A 17,858-nucleotide genomic window follows, 5' to 3' on the forward strand; every position below is an offset into this window, starting at 1 on the left:
GCATGGATGTAGTAAACTTTTCGACGCTGGAAGCGGGCAATGACAAACAAATAGGTATTGCCCAGCTTAACTCTGAAAAATCATTAAATGCGCTCAGCCTGCCTATGGTTGAATTGTTGATTCCTCAACTTAAGGCATGGCGGGATGATCCTGCCATTGCCTGTGTCTGGCTGGAGGGTGCGGGTGAAAAGGCATTTTGTGCTGGTGGTGACATTGTCGCTATGTATAAAGCCATGCAAGATAAGCCAGGCACTGTGGTGGAAGAGGTCGAAAACTTCTTTACCTCGGAGTATGAGCTTGATTACCTGATACAGACTTTCCCTAAACCTTTTGTGATCTGGGGCCATGGTATTGTCATGGGCGGCGGCATGGGGCTGATGAATGGTGGTAGCCATCGAATTGTCACTGAAGCCTCGCGGCTGGCGATGCCGGAAATCAATATTGGTTTGTATCCGGATGTCGGCGGGACTTTTTTCCTCAATCGCATGCCGGAACGGCTGGGCTTATTTCTGGGTCTTACAGGTGCTTCTATTAACGCCAGTGATGCTTTGTATCTTAATTTGGCTGACCATTTTGTCCCTTTTGAACAGAAAACGAATTTGCTGGAACGTCTGCAAGCTATTCAGTGGGGAGATACCGCTACGCTGAATAAACAGAAACTAACCGATGCTATGAAGACTTTTGAAAACGGTCATACAGCCGCGATGCCTGCCCCCGTTATTAAAGCGCAGCGTGAACAACTAAGTGAGTTAGTCAGTGCTGATGATCTGAGTACAGTAGTCAATAATATTCTGAGTTATCAAAGTGACGATAAATGGATGCAACGGGCGCAAAAGTCGCTTCAAAACGGCTGTCCATTAACTGCGCATATTGTCTGGCAGCAGCTGCAGCATGGAGTTGATTTGACGCTGGCAGAGTGCTTTCAACTGGAGCTTACGCTGTCGGTTAACTGTGCCAGTAAAGGCGATTTTGGTGAAGGTATCCGGGCTCTGTTAATTGATAAAGATGGCAAACCAGCCTGGACACATAAATCGGTTTCTGAGGTTCCTGATGAGACAGTGGATAGCATGTTTATTGCGCCCTGGAGTCAGGACGAGCACCCTTTAAAAAATTTAGCTGAGGAGCAACGCTAATGGCACAAGTAGCATTTATAGGTTTAGGTAATATGGGTGGCCCTATGGCCGCAAATTTAATCAAAGCGAACCATCAGGTAAGTGTTTTTGATTTATCTGAAGAGGCTATGCAAGCGTTAGTGAAGGAAGGTGCGACAGCGGCACCTTCTGCCGCGGAAGCCGTTAAGGATGCAGATTTTGTGATTTCCATGCTGCCTGCTTCCCAGCATGTTGAGTCTTTATATCTGGGTGATAAAGGAATCGCCTCGGTAATTCCTAAAAAAGCTTTGGTGATTGATAGCAGCACAGTCTCTGCCGATTGCGCTCGAGATCTCGCTGAACAACTGAATGAACACGGTCTGCGTTTTATTGATGCACCAGTATCTGGTGGTGTGGCTGGCGCTAAAAGCGGTACTTTGACCTTTATTTGTGGTGGTGACGCTGCCGATATAGAAGAGGCCAAAGTTGTTTTGGGTGTTATGGGCAAAAATGTACTGCGTGCGGGTGAACATGGTGCAGGTCAGGTGGCTAAAATCTGCAACAATATGTTGCTTGCAGTGCTCATGGCCGGTACCTCGGAAGCTTTACAATTAGGCCGTGCCAATGGTCTGGACGCTAAAGTGCTGTCCGATATCATGTTACAGAGTTCAGGTCGTAACTGGACTTTAGAGGTGTATAATCCGTGCCCGGATGTGTTGGAGAATGTGCCTTCCAGTAACCAGTATGAGGGTGGTTTTCTGGTTGATCTAATGGCTAAGGACTTAGGTCTGGCTATGGATACAGCGGGTGCTGCGGGCGCCGCTACACCTATGGGCGAGCGCGTGCAGCAACTGTATAAGGAACATAGTGAAGCGGGTTACGGAAAAAAAGACTTTTCCAGTATTTTTAATTACTTTGAACCAAAACGGACCTGATTATGCAAATTAAAAACAGTGTTATTGTGATTACCGGTGGCGCCCAGGGGCTTGGGCGCGCTATGGCAGAGCACTTTGCGGAGCAGGGCGCTAAACTGGCGTTGATTGACATGAACGATGAGGCGCTGCAAGAAGCTATCCAAAGTTGCCAGCAAAAAGGCGCTGCAGATGCGCGCTCTTATGTGGTTAACATTACTGATGAAGAAGCGGTCGAAGCGGCGTTTGCTAAAATTGACAGTGACTTTAACGGCATTAACGTGTTGGTGAACAATGCAGGCGTATTACGCGACGGCATGCTGGTTAAGTATAAAAATGGCGAAGTGACTCACAAAATGCCGCTAAGCCAGTGGCAGTCAGTGATCGATGTTAACCTGACAGGAACCTTCCTGTGTGGACGCGAAGCGTCAGCGGTGATGGCAAAACGTGAGAATGGCGGCGTAATTATTAATATCTCAAGCGTTGCCCGTGCCGGCAATATAGGTCAGACCAACTATGCGGCTACTAAAGCGGGTGTTGTTGCTATGACCGTAACCTGGGCGCGTGAACTGGGTCGTTTTGGTATTCGTTGTGGCGCTATCGCACCAGGCTTTATTGAAACGCCAATGACTCAGGCAATGAAACCAGAGGCTGTCGAGCGCGCTTTAGCTATGGTTCCGCTAAAACGCTGGGGACAGCCTTCAGAGGTTGCAGACTCTGCTCGTTATATTATTGAAAACGACTTTTTCAGTGGTCGTGTTATCGAAATAGACGGTGGCGTGCGACTGTAACCAGCAATGGAACAGGGCCGTTCTAACGGCCCTGTATTTTTACGTACTCGCCTTTATTCTTCATTTTCGGTATGCTTAGGCCGTTTTCCCAACAAAAGCGGCTACTATGCGCAAACTACCGCCTTTAAACGCCTTGAAATCCTTTGAAGCAGCGGCTCGACACCTGAGCTTTACTAAGGCTGCGGAAGAGCTTTTTGTTACACAGGCTGCAGTAAGTCATCAGGTTAAAGCTCTGGAAGATTATCTTGGTATGCCGCTTTTCCTGCGTCGTAACCGCAGCTTGTTATTGACTGAATCCGGGCAAAATTACTACCTTGATATCAGGTCAATTCTGGAACAACTGACTCAGGCTACCAATAAGTTAATGTTGGCCAGTGAACGAGGCTCGTTAACCGTAAGTGTACCGCCCAGTTTCGCTATTTTATGGCTGGTGCCGCGGCTTAGTCTGTTTCATGATACCTATCCGGATATTGATGTACGCATTAAAGCCGTTGATGAAGTGACTGGCTCGTTAACCGATAATGTAGATGTAGCTATTTATTACGGCCGCGGTCACTGGCCGGGCTTACGTTCTTATAAGCTGCATAAAGAATTTTTGCTGCCGGTATGTTCGCCGCGTTTATTAGATGGGGCAAAGGTTTTACGAGAGCCGGAACATTTATTAGAGCATACTTTATTACATGAAGAGACCCGTAACGCCTGGAAAGACTGGTTTGAGATGGTGAATCTGGAAGTGCCTGCACGCATAAAAGGCCCAGTGTTCAGTCATTCTTCATTATCGCTGAAAGCGGCGGTGCATGGGCAGGGCATAGCCCTGGCTAATAGTGTATTAGCTAAGCCGGAGCTGGATAGTGGCCATCTGGTTAAAATTTTTGATACGGTGCTGCCGACTAGTGACGCTTTCCATTTGGTATGTCGGGAGTCACAGGCTGATATTGGTAAAATAGCCACTTTTCGCAATTGGTTACTGACTCTGGTGGAGCAGGAAGAGACAGAAAGCAATGGCGGATAAAGATTTGCTGTGGAACGGAGAGCATCAGCACATAGTTGTACTCTTTGCTCATGGTGCAGGAGCAGGCCCGGACAGCGCCTTTATGCAATTTATAGCGCAGAGTCTTGCAGATAACGGGCTGGCTGTCGTACGTTTTGACTTTCCATATTGGCAAAAAGTCAGGAGTACTGGCATAAAACGACCACCTAATCCGCAGCCGGTGTTACAGGACAAGATGTTAGAAGTAGCCGCCACGCTTGCCGGTCGACCTTTGTGGTTAATGGGTAAGTCTATGGGAGCCCGGGTAGCTTTTCAGTGCGTTGACAAGGCTAAGGCCAGAGGCGCGGTAGGATTGGGTTTTCCTTTTCATCCGCCGGCTAAAGTTGAACGTACGCGCACCCATGAACTGAATAATGCAGCCGCTGCTAATCTGGTCGTACAGGGAACTCTGGATCCTTTTGGTAAAGAGGATTGGGTGAAGCAACAGCAGTTGCCTGAAAACCTGGAATTACAATGGATTGAGAAGGCTAAACACGACCTGGTGCCAAATAAATCAACCGGGGTCAGCGATAAAGAAAGCTGGCGCTTAGTGGCGACAAAAGTCGCAACCTTTATAAAGGAAAGAAGCTGATGTACTGGATTATTATGCTAGCTGCTGTTTTGGGTGGCTTAAGTGTAGCTATGGGGGCTTTTGCTGCTCATGGATTGCAGAATCAACTGAGTTCGCAGTCGCTGGAAGTCTTTAAAACCGGCGTGCAGTATCAATTTATTCATGCACTTGCTTTGTTAGCTATCGGCGTGTGGGCGGTACAACAGCCTCAGGGCTGGCTGCAGGTCGCAGCGATTGCCTGGTTAATTGGTATTATTTTGTTTAGTGGTAGCCTGTATGGTTTAAGTATTCTTGAGTGGCGCTGGTTAGGTCCGGTTACTCCACTTGGGGGAATTAGTTTTATTATCGGCTGGATAGCCGTATTTATGGCAGCCTGGCGGGCTGCTGCTAAGGTATCAGGAAGTTTATGAGTGCAGTAGTATTATATTGTCGTGCTGGTTTTGAAGGTGAGTGTGCGGCTGAAATTCAGGAGAGAGCCGCTGAACTGGGTATCCATGGATACTGTAAAGCACCGGGTAACAGTGGTCTGGTGAGCTTTCACTGTAAACATGAAGAAGCCGATCATATCGCACGTAAAACGCCAGTGTATAAGCTGATTTTTGCGCGGCAGTTGTTTGTTCGTGTGGCTGAGTGCAATGAGCTTCCGATACAGGATCGTGTGGGTGCTATGCTGGAAGCTTTAGCTGAGCTGGACACTGATGTCTTGCCCAAATGCGGTGATATCTGGGTGGAAACTGCGGATACCAATGAAGGGCGTGCGCTCTCAGCTTTATGTCGCAGTATCACAGCTACGCTGCGTAAAAGCATGCGCGAACATGAACACCTGACGGAGAAAGACACGGACAGGCGGCCGGTGATGCACGTGATGTTTCGCAGTACCCATTCAGCGATGCTGGGGTATTCTTACACCTATAACCATTCGCCTTACCCGATGGGCATAGCCCGGGTGCGTTCTCCAAAGAATGCACCGAGCCGTTCGGCGGCGAAGCTGGCGGAAGCTTTTAAAGTGATGATTCCAGCAGCTGATTTTGATAAGCGGGTCTCTTCCGGCATGAATGCGGTGGACTTAGGGGCTTGTCCTGGAGGTTGGACCGCGGTGTTAGTACAACATGGCATGATGGTTCAGGCGGTCGATAATGGCGCTATGGACGAGTCGTTAATGCAAACCGGGCAGGTGAAACATTTCCGTGAGGACGGTTTTGCTTTTCGCCCGAAAAAACGCAATATTGAATGGTTGGTCTGCGATATGGTAGATAAACCGGTAAAAGTCTCCCATCTGATGGCTGACTGGTTTGTGGAAGAATATTGTCAGCAGGCGATATTTAACCTGAAATTACCGATGAAAAAGCGTTATCCCGCAGTGCAGCAATATCTCCAGGCTATTCATGATCGACTGGCAGAAGCGGAAATGCGTCACTATGAGTTGCATGCGAAGCATCTTTACCATGATCGTGAAGAGATCACCTTGTATTTAAGACGCACCTAACCCTATCGAATTTTTTCTAAACCCCCTGATAATTAATTATCAGGGGGTTTTTTTATACCTGAAATCAGTATGTATAAAAGACCCCCATGAAAATCTGCAGACGATTCTTCAATTACCTTTTTTGGTTGCATATAAATTCACATTAAACCTGTTTACGTTTACGTAAGGTGAAGTAAATAAAATGTTTTTATTTTATAATTTGACTATTAATTCATTATTAATGAATAAAAACCTGTTTTGGGGTTGTCTGTATGGTTTTGTTTATTTATTGTTAATAAGAGTCCTTCGAGCGGTCGGGTTCATTGAATTCATAAGTAGGGTCTCTGTTAAAAAATAATCACTACCGGGAGAAGAGTTATGTTCAACGATAATAAAGTGTCCAGGTCTGTAAGGTGGGCATTGGTGATGGGAGTCGCTGGTGTTTCGTGCAGTATGCCTTTATATGCTCAGCAGGCAGCTGAAGCAAATGATGAAGTTGTAGAAGAGAGGTTTGAGCGGGTTCAGGTCACGGGGTCACGTATCCGGCGAACCGATACAGAGACCGCAAGTCCGGTTCATGTAGTCACGGCTGAGGACATAAGAGCAACCGGTTTCACGCGAATTGAAGATTTAATGGCGACCTTGCCGCAACTGGAAATGGCGGGACAAAGTTCGTTTCTGGCCAACGCGACAGGGGTGGCAAATCTGGATTTAAGAGGTATGGGCGTTAATCGTACTTTGGTACTGGTCAATGGTCGTCGTTTGCAACCGGGTGGTGCTCAATCGCAAGCTCCTGACGTGAATCAGATTCCTATTGCCCTGGTGGAACGAGTAGAGGTAATGACCGGGGGTGGTTCCAGTGTATATGGTGCTGATGCGGTTGCTGGTGTAGTGAACTTTGTCATGCGTTCTAATTTCGAAGGACTGGAAGTATCCGCTGGTGTTGCTGGTTATCAGCACAGTAACGGACACTCATACATGCGTGAGCTTCAGGATACTGCTGGTTACGAATATCCTACAGGCAGTGGCTTTGATGGTGAAACATTCACCATTGATCTGGTCGGCGGTAGTACTTTTGCCAATGGTAAAGGTCATGCTTCGGTTTATGCTACCTGGAGAAAAAATGAAGAAGTATTGCAGGCTGACCGAGACTACTCTTCTTGTGCTCTGAACAACTCGGGCACGGCCTGTGGCGGTTCAGCCACTGCGGAGAATCCTAATTTTTATTTTATGCCGCTACAGAACGGCGACCCTGATTACGATCGCGAGGTGTATTGGGCCCTGACCCCAGAGAATCAATTCTCACCTGATGCCACGAGTCTTTATAACTATGCGCCAGCAAATCATTTTATGCGGCCGAATGAACGTTATACATTCGGTTCATTTCTGGAGTACGAGGTTAATCAGCACTTTCGCCCCTATGTTGAAACAAATTACATGCATGACCGCACGGTAGGCCAACGGGGCGAGTCTGGGATTTTCTTTGAGGGTTTTGAGTTCGATATTAATAGCGATGTCTTTACAGATGCGCAACGTGCTCAGCTACAGGAACAGTTTCCTGGTGAGGATCTTGTATATGCCGAAATTGGTAAACGAAATGTAGAAGGAGGGCCCAGACGGAATTCATTGGACCACAACTCTTATCGTATCGTTGTTGGGGCGGATGGATTGATAAACGATATGTGGGAATATGATGTGTCTTTTCAATATGGTACTACCTCGTCTATACGGGTGGCTGAAAATGACCTTTTTGTTCCTTCTCTGGCTCAGGTTCTTCGGGCTGAAGGTGCAGAGGTTTGTGGTGAGGATTGTATTCCTTATGAAATTTTCACTTACAATGGTGTGACGCCTGAGGCCGCCGGAGGACTGGGCGGTGTGGCTATGCTGACAGGTTATACACGACAACGTATCGTAAATGGTTTCATCTCTGGCGAAATGGACTGGGGTTTACCCAGCTCCAGTTACAATATTTCTGCAGTTATTGGTCTCGAAAATCGTGAAGTTGATTTTGAAAGCATAGCGGATGAGGTTTACCAACAGTCTTTATTGACCAGCATGGGGGGCCCGATTGACAGCCTGCGCGGTGGTTACAATGTGCGGGAGGTGTTTTCGGAATTAAGCATTCCCGTATTGGAAGATGCAGTGGCTGTAGACAGACTGGCCATAGATCTGGGACTTCGTTATTCGGACTACAATACAACGGGGTCGGAATCGACTTATAAAGTGGGCGTCGACTGGACTATTAATCCAGATTATAAAATTCGGGGTAGTTATAATCGCGCTGTCCGCGCTCCTAACGTAGAAGAACTTTTTTCCGTGCAAAGTCAGGGGTTATGGGTGGGTAATGATAATTGCGCGGGTGAAACGCCGCAGTTTACTTTAGAGCAATGCATCAATACCGGAATGACCGAAGCCCAGTACGGTAATGCGACAACCAGTCCGGCAAATCAGTATAATGGTATTTTCGGCGGTAATCCTGGATTGAACCCCGAAATTGCAGACACTTATACGCTTGGATTGGTTGCGAATCCTTTTGATCGTTTTAATTTTACCGTCGACTATTGGGATATCAAACTGGAGAGCAGCATTGGTAATACCAATCCTGAGTTGACTATTGATCAGTGTGCACTCACTGGCAATGATCAGTTCTGTGACCGCATCCAACGCGGCCCTGCAGGTGACTTATGGCGTGGTAATGAAAGTTATGTGATTGGTACTCAGGAAAACCTGGCAGAAGAGCACTTCCGCGGCATTGATGTCAGTGCAAATTATATGATGGATGTCTTGGGAGGCCGTCTGCGAGCCAGTGTTAATGGGAGTTACAACCTGAAGAAGGAGACCACTACCTTACCCGGTGTTGATGACGCTCAGTATGACTGTTCGGGCATTATTAGCGCGACCTGTTTTCCTCAGCCGGAATGGCGACACACAGCTAACCTGAATTATCAGTCATCGGGTATCTGGGATGCTGGACTGAGATGGCGTTATGTTGGTGGTGTTGATTATGTTGGAGATACGGATGAGCTTATTGGCAGTGGACTGTCTTCATTCAGCTTTTTTGATTTGAATGCTAGTTTTGCAATCAGCGAAATTATCAGTCTGCAGGCTGGGGTTAATAATATTCTGGATAAAACTCCTGCTGTGGTCGCTGGTGTTAATTCCAGTGAGGGCAACATAATTCCTGGGTTTCATGATCCCCTGGGACGTTATCTGTTTACTAGTGTGACAATGCGCTTTTAAATCGGCCAGATAGCCATAAGCAAAAGAGCCAGCATATTGCTGGCTCTTTTATATCGGTGCTTATTTAAAGGCGTTCAAGAATAGCCTGTGTGAAATCAGTGGTACCATGGCTACCACCCAGGTCACGGGTAGTACGGTCACCAGTTTCAATGACATCACGTAAAGCATTTCGAATATTATTAGCTTGTTCATGCATGTTTAAATGCTCCAGCATCTGAATAGACGCCAGAATAACTGAACTTGGGTTAGCCAGGTTTTGACCCGCAATGTCAGGTGCTGAACCATGAACAGCTTCAAAAATGGCACATTTTTCGCCGATGTTCGCACCTGGAGCCATGCCCAGGCCGCCGACCAGGCCGGCACAGAGGTCAGAAAGAATATCGCCGAACAGGTTAGTGGTAACCAGCACATCAAACTGAGAGGGGTCCATAACCAGCTTCATACAAGTGGCGTCTACGATCATCTCATCGGACTCAATATCTTCGTATTCTTTACCAATTTCGCGGGCAACGCTAAGGAACAAACCGGAAGTAGACTTGAGAATATTGGCTTTATGTACTGCCGTTACTTTTTTGCGACCCTCACGGCGAGCCAGTTCATAAGCAAAACGGACAATACGTTCGCAACCTAAACGAGTCACCTTACTCATAGCTTCGGCTTCGCTGCCATCTGCTTTGGTCGTCTGGCCAAGCCCTGAGTACATGCCTTCGGTATTTTCACGAATAGTAATGATATCAACGTCTTCGTAACGCGCCTGAGTGCCTTTAAAAGAATTGACCGGGCGGACGTTGGCGTAGAGTCCAAAATGTTTGCGCAGGGTGACGTTGATTGAAGTAAAGCCGCCGCCAACCGGAGTTGTTAAAGGGCCTTTTAACGTAATAGCGTTGTTCTCGATAGCAGCCAAAGTGCTTTCAGGGATCAACTCACCATGTTTTTCAAGTGCAATCAAGCCCGCGTCTGCATACTCATACTCAAAGTCACAGCCTGCCTTATCGAGAATTTGGGTTGCTGCATCGATAATATCAGGGCCAATGCCGTCGCCTGGGATTACTGTGATCTTTCTAGTCATGGGATTTCCTTTTGCACGGATGATAATGAACTCACACTATGAAAATAGCGCGTAACAACTACATATGGCGCGATTTATACCATTTTTTCAGGTTTCTTGCCAGCAGCTTACGACTAAGGTCTCAGGTTGCAGGACCAATTAATAAGTGGCCTGTGGCAGTGGGGAAAAGTGACCTGTTTCAATCATACTAAGTTCCACCAGTTTAGCATAATCCTCTGCGGTGAGTTTGCATGCCTTTAGCGGCGCCTTCAATGCTTGGTGTGGGTCATCAGTATAATGAATACAGGCAATAGCAAGTTCCAGTGCTGCTTTTTGCTGACTAACCTGTTTGCTCTCAGGCACCAGCAGGTTATTTATTTGCAGGGGGAGTTGCCAATAACGCACCAGTCGTTTGGCCCAGTGTCCTTTTAATGGTCGTTTAGTTAATAACCAATGATTTATACTGGTAACAGGGTAACGAGAATCAACTGTCCAGGTCGACTGGGTAGTCCACTTTGAGTGACGCCAGCAATCATAAATCAGTAGGTAAGTGAGTAGTTCTATGCGACAGGGAAATTGCCAGTCAAATTGCTGTTGCAGCTTTAGTAGCACTTCGTTCATGAGTCGGCGTCGCTCGAGTAATGATTCGCGCAATGGAAAATAGGGATGGGTAAGGCTGGTTTCAAAGTGACTTAGCAATAGAAGCTCGCGGCTGCGCTCCGGGCCAAGGAGCAGAAGCGCAGGCTTTAACGACAAGGTTTTTGTCTGTTCAGTGAAAAGTGTCGCTTGTGCACATAACTGGGTACTTAAACGTGGCTGACTATGCAGGATTTCCAGAACTCGTTCCAGCAGCCCGGTTTGTTCTGGCCAGCGAAGCAAGGCTCTAAGGAGTTTCGCGGGCAGGGGAGTAATGTTACCAGTAGCAGGCCAACTCTGAGTCTGCTGCTGATTTAGCAGTGCCCGGGCGATAAGCTCAGCAGAGTCCCGTAGTGATGCACGGCGAGCCAGCTTAGCAAGCGTAATAGTCGGGCAAATACCTAGCTGTTGCCGCTTGTGGATAATAAGGCAGCTCTGTGCCAGGAAACCAGGCTTTAGCTGGTCTGATTGCTGCATAGCCTTAATCTGTTTACGTACATAAGAAGGTGCCAGGTAGCGTTGCCGGGCGGCTAGCAGAAAGAGGCAAAAAGGCCATAGGTCTGGCTCAACTTCGGTAAGTTTTGTCTCTTGTAAACTGTGTTCAAGATCGTCAATAGTGAGCATGGTCAATGTCAGCGCAATGGCTCACCCAGGTAGCGTGTGTAGGCCTGTTCACCCCAGGCAAATAACTGGTCATCGCGAAATAGCAGAGGTGTTGTTTCATCACGTGTAGTGATGCCGTCTGATTTCACATGCTGGGTGCGATAAAACAGGATAAGAAGGTCACCTTCATCAGTACTACGTGCTTCACTGATGTCAGGGGGACCCAGAAGACGCATAACGGATTCTTTATGTTCTCCTAGCTCCAGGCGACCAATATATTTACGATTAAATATTTCACGTTCCTGCCAGGTCATTGTTTCTGGATTGGCAGTGTAAAAATGAAGAATAGCACCTGCCACCAGGAAGTATAAGACGAACCCGGTAGCGGTGATTTTTAATGCCTTACCCATATTAACTTGTAATGACCCGATAGCAGGGTTCATAGGCAGTACCGCCGGGCAACTTCATCCGGTGCTGTTCGACAAAAGACTGCAGCAACGTATCCAGTTCCTCCATCATGGCCGGATCTCCGTTGATAATATAAGGGCCATGTTGCTTAATTGCAGCCAAACCTGGCGCTTTAACATTACCAGCCACTATCGCGGAGAAAGCACGACGTAGATCAGCAGCCAGCTGCTCTTTAGGCTGTTCATTATTTAACTTGAGGCCAGCGACATTTTCATGAGTAGGCACAAAAGGATGTTGGAAAGGTTCTTCAATATGCAGTGTCCAGTTAAAGTTATAGGCGTCGCCACTGTCCCTGCGATAGCGCTTTACAGCGGCCATGCCCGTCTGCAAATGTTGAGCAACGGTCTCAGGATCATCAATAATGATGTCATACCAACGAGTCGCTTCTTCGCCTAATGCTTTAACAATAAAACGGTCCAGATCTTCGAAATACTGGCGACTACTTTCCGGTCCGGTAAGCACAATAGGTAGTTGTTGTTTCTGATTTTTCGGGTGCATCAGAATGCCGAGAATGTACAGAAGCTCCTCTGCAGTACCGGCACCACCTGGGAAAATAATAATACTGTGGCCGCAACGGACAAAAGCTTCCAGACGTTTTTCGATATCAGGCATAATGACCAGTTCGTTAACAATCGGATTCGGCGGCTCTGCAGCAATAATACCAGGTTCGGTAAGACCAAAATAACGGCCATTGGAGTTGCGTTGTTTAGCGTGTCCTATGGTAGCGCCTTTCATTGGCCCTTTCATTGCGCCGGGACCACAACCTGTGCAGATATTAAAACCGCGTAAACCAAGTTGGTAGCCAACTTCTTTACTGTATTTGTATTCAATATCATTGATTGAATGTCCTCCCCAACAGACCACCATATCGGGTTCGGCTATTTGTTTTAGCACCTCTGCGTTTCGCAATACGTCAAAAATGACATGAGTCAGGTGTCGGGGAGACATTTGCGCCAGTACGTCGGTTGGATAGCGTTCACCGACATAAAGAATATCGCGTAACACCGCTTCTACATGCTCGCGAATACCAACAATGAGTTCGCCGTCAACAAAAGCTTTCGGTGGCGGATTAATAAGCTCTATTTTAACGCCTCTTTCACGGCGCAGGACGTTAACTTCAAAGTCTTTGAACTGGTCGTAAATTTCGGCACTGCTGTCGGTGTGGCTGCCTACATTCAAAACGGCTAATACGCAGTTGCGAAAAAGAGTATATAAAGGACTGTTTGATGATTGCTGTAAGCGTTCTATTTCCAGCTGCGATAGCAACGACATGCTGCCTTGTGGTGATAATGAAATTCTCATGCGGCCGTATTTCTCCTTCGGCTATTGGTAACAAACTCGATCACGGCCTTGTTTTTTGGCCTGATAAAGGGCGCTGTCAGCCCTTTCGAACACTGTGGTTTTACTATCTTCGGTGCCAAAATCAGCAACGCCGGCAGATATTGTGATCGAGATATTCTTATTCTTAAATCTAAATGGAATGTTCTTTATCCGAGAACGAGATTTATCCAGTAATTCTGTCGCTTGTTGTACACTGGTCTGTGGAAATAATATAACAAATTCCTCGCCCCCATAGCGACAGACAAAGTCAGTATCACGTAGTGATTTTTTCAGCATATTGGCGATAACCTGAAGGGTTTTGTCGCCTGCGATATGGCCATAATTGTCGTTAATGACTTTAAAATTATCGATATCAACAACAGCTATAGTAAGCGCAGCGGCATAACTTTGCCAGCGCTGATATTCAAGTTGCAGACGTTCCTCGAAGGCAGCCCGATTTGGCAGACGGGTAAGGCTATCCTGCAAGCTTTTAAAGGTTTGTTCGCTGAGCCTGCGCTTATACATTTGAGCTTCACTCTCTACGTCTTCCAGGCGCGCCTGCATGCTCAGTAGTTGCCTGCGCAATTGTTGTTGCGCGCTGGCTTCCGCTTCACTCTTCTGGAACAAAGTCGTGCTCAGCAATTCAACATGCATTTTTGTTTGTTGCTTCAATTGTTGGATTTCGTCACTTTCTTTAATCGAAGCCGATAATTTATTCAACTGTTGTTGCAATTGCTGGTTATATTTGTTTTGTTCTTCGCTGGCATTTTCCGAAGTCTTCATGGAGCTGTCCAGAACCTGTGCCAAAGAAGATAATGCGTCATTTAATGAATGCAGAAACTGTTGTGCCGATTGACGCTCTTCGCTGATACCACGAATAATAAGGCGCAATATATCCATGCTATTGTGCAATAACTGCTGACTACCCAGTTCCCCCATTAATTGTTGACGAATAGTATTCAGCGCACTGCTGGTAGCACCCGCGAAGTCAATGCTGGAGAGCAGATTAGCCAGCTCATTCTGCAATGAGCTGAGCTGTTCTTTTGCCTGTACTGAAGAGCTTTCCGTTTGGTGCGGCAAATATTGACGATATAAAAGTATTACTTTATTTAATAGCAGCAACAATTGAGAGAGCGAATAAATAGGTTCATCAATTTGTTGTAAAAGGTCGCGCAACTGGATACGTGCTTCAGCGCTGAAATCTGGGGTGCGTTTGAGATTATGAATGCAGGCCTTAGCGTTCTCCCGGGCTTCCTGGATTTGTCGCTCATTCATTGATGAATGCTTTTGTAACAAGTTGCCGACTTCATCAAACAAAGGACGAAGCTTTGTTAAGTTGGGTTTACCCGAACTAAGGCTGCGTATTTTAGTTAGTTTGTGGTCCAGCTCAACATCAATACCTCTGAGGGCATTACCCAGACGGTTAATAAACAGCGTCAGTGTCTTTAACTCACCTTCGTAAGCCTGGCGCAATTGACTGTCATCATTTGTATTAGTCACAACGTTTTGTTGATTACCTCTTGGCTGGTACCTGACTTAAAACTACAGGCATCATCTGAATTCAACGGCTTTAGTATGCACGTAAGTGGGACAGTTTTCACGAGTTATTGGCGTACAGTCCGGCGAAATTGCGGCCACTGTTTCTGAGTTGAACGTAGCGGATTAATGTCTAGTCCTCCACGACGGGTATAGCGGGCGCAGACTGTTAACTCAAGACAGCCGCAATGTTGCATTAAGTCTTGAAAAATACGCTCTACACACTGTTCATGGAATTCGTTATGGTTGCGGAACGATACCAGATAGGCAAGCAAGGACTCATGCTCTATTTGAGGACCTTTATACGCGATGGAAACAGACCCCCAGTCAGGCTGATTAGTGATCAGACAGTTTGATTTCAACAAATCACTGGTAAGTGTTTCTTCAATTTCGGAGCCGCTTTTCTGACGCAAAAGTCCGGGGTTGTAATCGTAGCTATTAATACTGATATCAAGACTGTCCAGGTGAATTCCGGGTAAGTTACTTATACTTTCCTGAGCAAATTCAGCCAGCGGGTAGAGCTGAACCGTAACAGGTCCTGCAGCACAGGCGCTCAAATCCTGTTGCATAAGTGTTTGCACCTGTTGCCAGTCATTAAAGCGACTCTGATTGAAGCTGTTCAGATAAAGTTTGAAAGACTTGGACTCAATTAAATTTGTTGAGGTGACGGGAACTGTAAAACGTGCAATAGCAACCTGAGGTAACCCTTTGCTGTTCAACCAGGAAAGCTCATATCCTGTCCATTCATCATAACCGTAAAAAGGTAAATTCTGCTCATTAATACCGATGGGAGTGCGATTCAAAGCACGAGGCACCGGCTGCAGCAGTTCGGAATTGTATTGCTGCGAATATTCAGTAGCCTGACCCAGTGACAGGTTAGACATGCTGTTGTGGTTGCCTGTGGTTGGCATATTGCTTCTCCTGTCAGTAGAATGGCCGCATTATATGATTAACCAGGGAACAACGCCAGATGTCAGATGTGGTGAAAGCGTTAACAAAGTTACATGAGCGGTATCAGTCAGCATATGAAGAACAGGACTTATTACCGCAAACTGATTATATGGAAGAGTGGAGTGGTACTTGTTATCAGGGCGAAGTGAAGTATGGACTCATTGGCTGGAAACCTTGTAAGCAGGAGCCCGAGTTTGATTTTTCGGCGATAGAGAAAGGCCTTGAACTCAGCTTACATACTGATGTAGCTGAATTTTATGGCAGTTTTTATGCCGGCGATCTGCATCTGAGTTATGCAGGCGAAGATTTCACGCTGCTACAGGTCATTCACCCGCAGGATGCGGACCGTCTGCAACGTAACCTTATTGGTCATGTATTGATGCAGCAACGCTTGAAGCAGGAAGTAACATTATTTGTTGGTGTTGGAACAAGTAGTGAGGATCTCATTATTTCAGTAGATAACAAAACTGGCGTGGTCGGGCTCGAGTATGTTGGCAAGGAGCAACATGCCAAATTGGCAAATTCGCTCGCCGAGTTGCTGGCTAATGCTACTCCCCGTGTGGTAACTGACCAATAAGTGGTGAATTTCGCGAAATCAACGACTAAAAGTGACCTTTTATTTAAGTGGATAACCTTAAGTAATTGAAATTAAAGGGGTTTAAAATCTGGCTTAGAAGTTGCTATGTGCCATAGGTAATTTATTTTTATAATCATAAAATGGAGTAACCTATGCGTATTTCACGAGCCATTATGGTAGTCCTGCTGCCTCTTAGTTTAACTTTAAGTGGTTGTGTGTTGGTGGTTGATGGGAGCAAAGGGGAAAGAAGTTCTTCTGTATTTTCTCAATCTGACTGGCAAAAACTTGAACAGAGTAACCGCAAACAGATAGCGGCTCTGGACACCGGAGAGTCATTAGCCCAGGTTCTGGACAAAATGGGCACCCCTGATTTTGATGAACGCCTGACTAAGGGAGATACCGACTATCGTGCACTGTTTTATCGTACTCACCGGGTAAAAAGCGATGGTCAGACTACACGGGATGAGTGCACGCCCCTGGTGTTTGAAAATGGAACTTTGATTGGTTGGGGAGAACACAAACTGAAAGTTGCTTTTGGCGCTGAATTGGTTAGTTTATAAGAAACTGGCGCACTAGCAGTGCGCCATCATCTTATAAAAAGGATCGCCCATGGCAACAACCACCACTACACAACCTCAATTAACGGGCAAATTAGTTTTTCTGGCTTCAGAAGACATCAGACTGGCCGCCTCTTTATTGTTTCAGGCTTATCAGGATGATCCGGTGTTTGTATCGATTTTTAAAGCGGATAAAGAGGGCTATGCACAACGGTTGCGCGCTGCTATCCGTGAAGAGCTGAGCTTTTTCTGGCAAAGTGGTCAGCAGATGTTTGGCATTTATGACGGCGACACCTTAGAAGGTGTGGTTTGCATGACCCGGCCGGGTGCGAATTTTGGGCCGGGCAGGTTCTGGCACTGGCGCCTGAAAATGCTACTTACAGCAGGTTACCTCAGTACTCGCCAAATGATTGAGAAAGAACGACTGATCGCAGAAGCTATGCCGGTAGATAATTATCACATGCTGACATTCATTGCTGTTCATCCAAGGTATCAGCAACGCGGCTTAGGTGAATTGTTGATCAAGGCGGTCGATACTGTAATGCAGGAAGATCCGCAGTCAGCTGGCGTAGCTGCCCTGGCAACAAGGCCTGAGTATCAGCATTTCCTGGAACAGCGGGGTTATCAATTAGTCAGCGAAGTTCAGGTGGACGAGATTAAAGGTTTATTAATGTTTCATCAGCGCAATGGGCAAAAAGATGCAATTTAATTCATTTAAAGAGTTTTATCCTTATTACCTGGCAGAACACAGTAACCAAGTCTGTCGGGCCTTGCATTATATCGGCAGTACTCTGGTGCTACTTATTATTTTACTCGCTATTGTTCTGGCCCAACCCTGGTGGTTATTGTTAGTACCTGTAGCGGGTTATGGTTTTGCCTGGCTTGGACACTTTGCTTTTGAGCACAATAGACCGGCTACTTTTAAACACCCCTGGTATAGTTTTATTGCAGACTGGGTGATGTATAAAGACTTCTGGGTTGGTTTATGCAGACGTAATAGTGGTAATTCGACGAAAGATTCGTAAACAGGCAAAGACTTTGTTTTCGTTTGAAGTTATTTGGG

At 46.5% G+C, this 17,858-nt stretch carries 18 protein-coding genes; 12 read left to right on the top strand and 6 right to left on the bottom strand.

The window, feature by feature from the left end:
• Positions 1–2: 2 nt before the first annotated feature.
• The 8 genes from CWE09_RS01220 to CWE09_RS01255 all read left to right on the top strand — a co-directional run bounded on the left by CWE09_RS01220 (position 3) and on the right by CWE09_RS01255 (position 9,099).
• Positions 3–1,133 carry an enoyl-CoA hydratase/isomerase family protein gene (locus CWE09_RS01220; protein WP_126802084.1) on the top strand — a complete coding sequence of 377 codons (1,131 nt, stop codon included), beginning with the start codon at positions 3–5 and terminating at the stop codon, positions 1,131–1,133.
• Positions 1,133–2,026 (top strand): 3-hydroxyisobutyrate dehydrogenase, encoded by an 894-nt coding sequence (mmsB, locus tag CWE09_RS01225; protein WP_126802085.1) that lies wholly within the window; start codon positions 1,133–1,135, stop codon positions 2,024–2,026. Before CWE09_RS01220 ends, mmsB begins: the two co-directional genes overlap by 1 nt.
• 2 nt (positions 2,027–2,028) lie before the next feature.
• The gene (locus tag CWE09_RS01230; protein ID WP_126802086.1) at positions 2,029–2,793 is read left to right on the top strand and encodes an SDR family oxidoreductase; all 765 of its coding nucleotides are present in this window, start codon (positions 2,029–2,031) and stop codon (positions 2,791–2,793) included.
• Between the two features lie 106 nt (positions 2,794–2,899).
• Positions 2,900–3,805: a transcriptional regulator GcvA gene (locus tag CWE09_RS01235; protein ID WP_126802087.1), complete on the top strand. Its 906-nt coding sequence runs from the start codon at positions 2,900–2,902 to the stop codon at positions 3,803–3,805.
• Positions 3,795–4,415: an alpha/beta fold hydrolase gene (locus CWE09_RS01240; protein WP_126802088.1), complete on the top strand. Its 621-nt coding sequence runs from the start codon at positions 3,795–3,797 to the stop codon at positions 4,413–4,415. Before CWE09_RS01235 ends, CWE09_RS01240 begins: the two co-directional genes overlap by 11 nt.
• Entirely contained in the window at positions 4,415–4,804 is a 390-nt protein-coding gene (locus CWE09_RS01245) for a DUF423 domain-containing protein (RefSeq protein WP_126802089.1), read from the top strand. Before CWE09_RS01240 ends, CWE09_RS01245 begins: the two co-directional genes overlap by 1 nt.
• Complete coding sequence (gene rlmM, locus CWE09_RS01250) at positions 4,801–5,880, top strand: 23S rRNA (cytidine(2498)-2'-O)-methyltransferase RlmM (RefSeq protein WP_126802090.1); 1,080 nt, start codon at positions 4,801–4,803, stop codon at positions 5,878–5,880. The genes CWE09_RS01245 and rlmM overlap by 4 nt, the downstream gene beginning before the upstream one ends.
• A gap of 357 nt (positions 5,881–6,237) precedes the next feature.
• Positions 6,238–9,099 carry a TonB-dependent receptor gene (locus CWE09_RS01255; protein ID WP_126802091.1) on the top strand — a complete coding sequence of 954 codons (2,862 nt, stop codon included), beginning with the start codon at positions 6,238–6,240 and terminating at the stop codon, positions 9,097–9,099.
• A gap of 64 nt (positions 9,100–9,163) precedes the next feature.
• On the opposite strand, the gene CWE09_RS01260 is transcribed toward CWE09_RS01255, so the two are convergent.
• The 6 genes from CWE09_RS01260 to queF form a co-directional block, all read right to left on the bottom strand.
• Complete coding sequence (locus CWE09_RS01260) at positions 9,164–10,168, bottom strand: isocitrate dehydrogenase (protein WP_126802092.1); 1,005 nt, start codon at positions 10,166–10,168, stop codon at positions 9,164–9,166.
• A 138-nt stretch (positions 10,169–10,306) separates the two neighbouring features.
• Entirely contained in the window at positions 10,307–11,407 is a 1,101-nt protein-coding gene (locus CWE09_RS01265) for a hypothetical protein (protein WP_126802093.1), read from the bottom strand.
• An 8-nt stretch (positions 11,408–11,415) separates the two neighbouring features.
• Complete coding sequence (locus CWE09_RS01270; RefSeq protein WP_241974278.1) at positions 11,416–11,829, bottom strand: DUF3192 domain-containing protein; 414 nt, start codon at positions 11,827–11,829, stop codon at positions 11,416–11,418.
• Positions 11,798–13,156 (bottom strand): nucleotide 5'-monophosphate nucleosidase PpnN, encoded by a 1,359-nt coding sequence (gene ppnN, locus CWE09_RS01275; protein ID WP_126802094.1) that lies wholly within the window; start codon positions 13,154–13,156, stop codon positions 11,798–11,800. Before ppnN ends, CWE09_RS01270 begins: the two co-directional genes overlap by 32 nt.
• A gap of 21 nt (positions 13,157–13,177) precedes the next feature.
• A complete protein-coding gene (locus tag CWE09_RS01280; protein WP_126802095.1) occupies positions 13,178–14,674 on the bottom strand; it encodes a GGDEF domain-containing protein in 1,497 nt (498 codons plus the stop codon).
• A 104-nt stretch (positions 14,675–14,778) separates the two neighbouring features.
• The gene (gene queF / locus CWE09_RS01285) at positions 14,779–15,621 is read right to left on the bottom strand and encodes an NADPH-dependent 7-cyano-7-deazaguanine reductase QueF (protein ID WP_126802096.1); all 843 of its coding nucleotides are present in this window, start codon (positions 15,619–15,621) and stop codon (positions 14,779–14,781) included.
• Positions 15,622–15,680: 59 nt separating this feature from the next.
• Between queF and syd the strand changes: the two genes are divergently transcribed.
• From syd to CWE09_RS01305, 4 genes are all read left to right on the top strand, one after another.
• A complete protein-coding gene (gene syd, locus CWE09_RS01290) occupies positions 15,681–16,238 on the top strand; it encodes a SecY-interacting protein (protein ID WP_126802097.1) in 558 nt (185 codons plus the stop codon).
• 152 nt (positions 16,239–16,390) lie between these two features.
• The gene (locus tag CWE09_RS01295; protein ID WP_126802098.1) at positions 16,391–16,798 is read left to right on the top strand and encodes a DUF3192 domain-containing protein; all 408 of its coding nucleotides are present in this window, start codon (positions 16,391–16,393) and stop codon (positions 16,796–16,798) included.
• 49 nt (positions 16,799–16,847) lie between these two features.
• Positions 16,848–17,504: a GNAT family N-acetyltransferase gene (locus CWE09_RS01300; RefSeq protein ID WP_126802099.1), complete on the top strand. Its 657-nt coding sequence runs from the start codon at positions 16,848–16,850 to the stop codon at positions 17,502–17,504.
• Positions 17,494–17,820: an Mpo1-like protein gene (locus CWE09_RS01305; RefSeq protein WP_241974279.1), complete on the top strand. Its 327-nt coding sequence runs from the start codon at positions 17,494–17,496 to the stop codon at positions 17,818–17,820. The genes CWE09_RS01300 and CWE09_RS01305 overlap by 11 nt, the downstream gene beginning before the upstream one ends.
• The last annotated feature ends 38 nt before the right edge of the window (positions 17,821–17,858 follow it).

The sequence above is a fragment of the Aliidiomarina minuta genome, assembly GCF_003987145.1.
In the GTDB taxonomy this organism is placed as follows: domain Bacteria; phylum Pseudomonadota; class Gammaproteobacteria; order Enterobacterales; family Alteromonadaceae; genus Aliidiomarina; species Aliidiomarina minuta.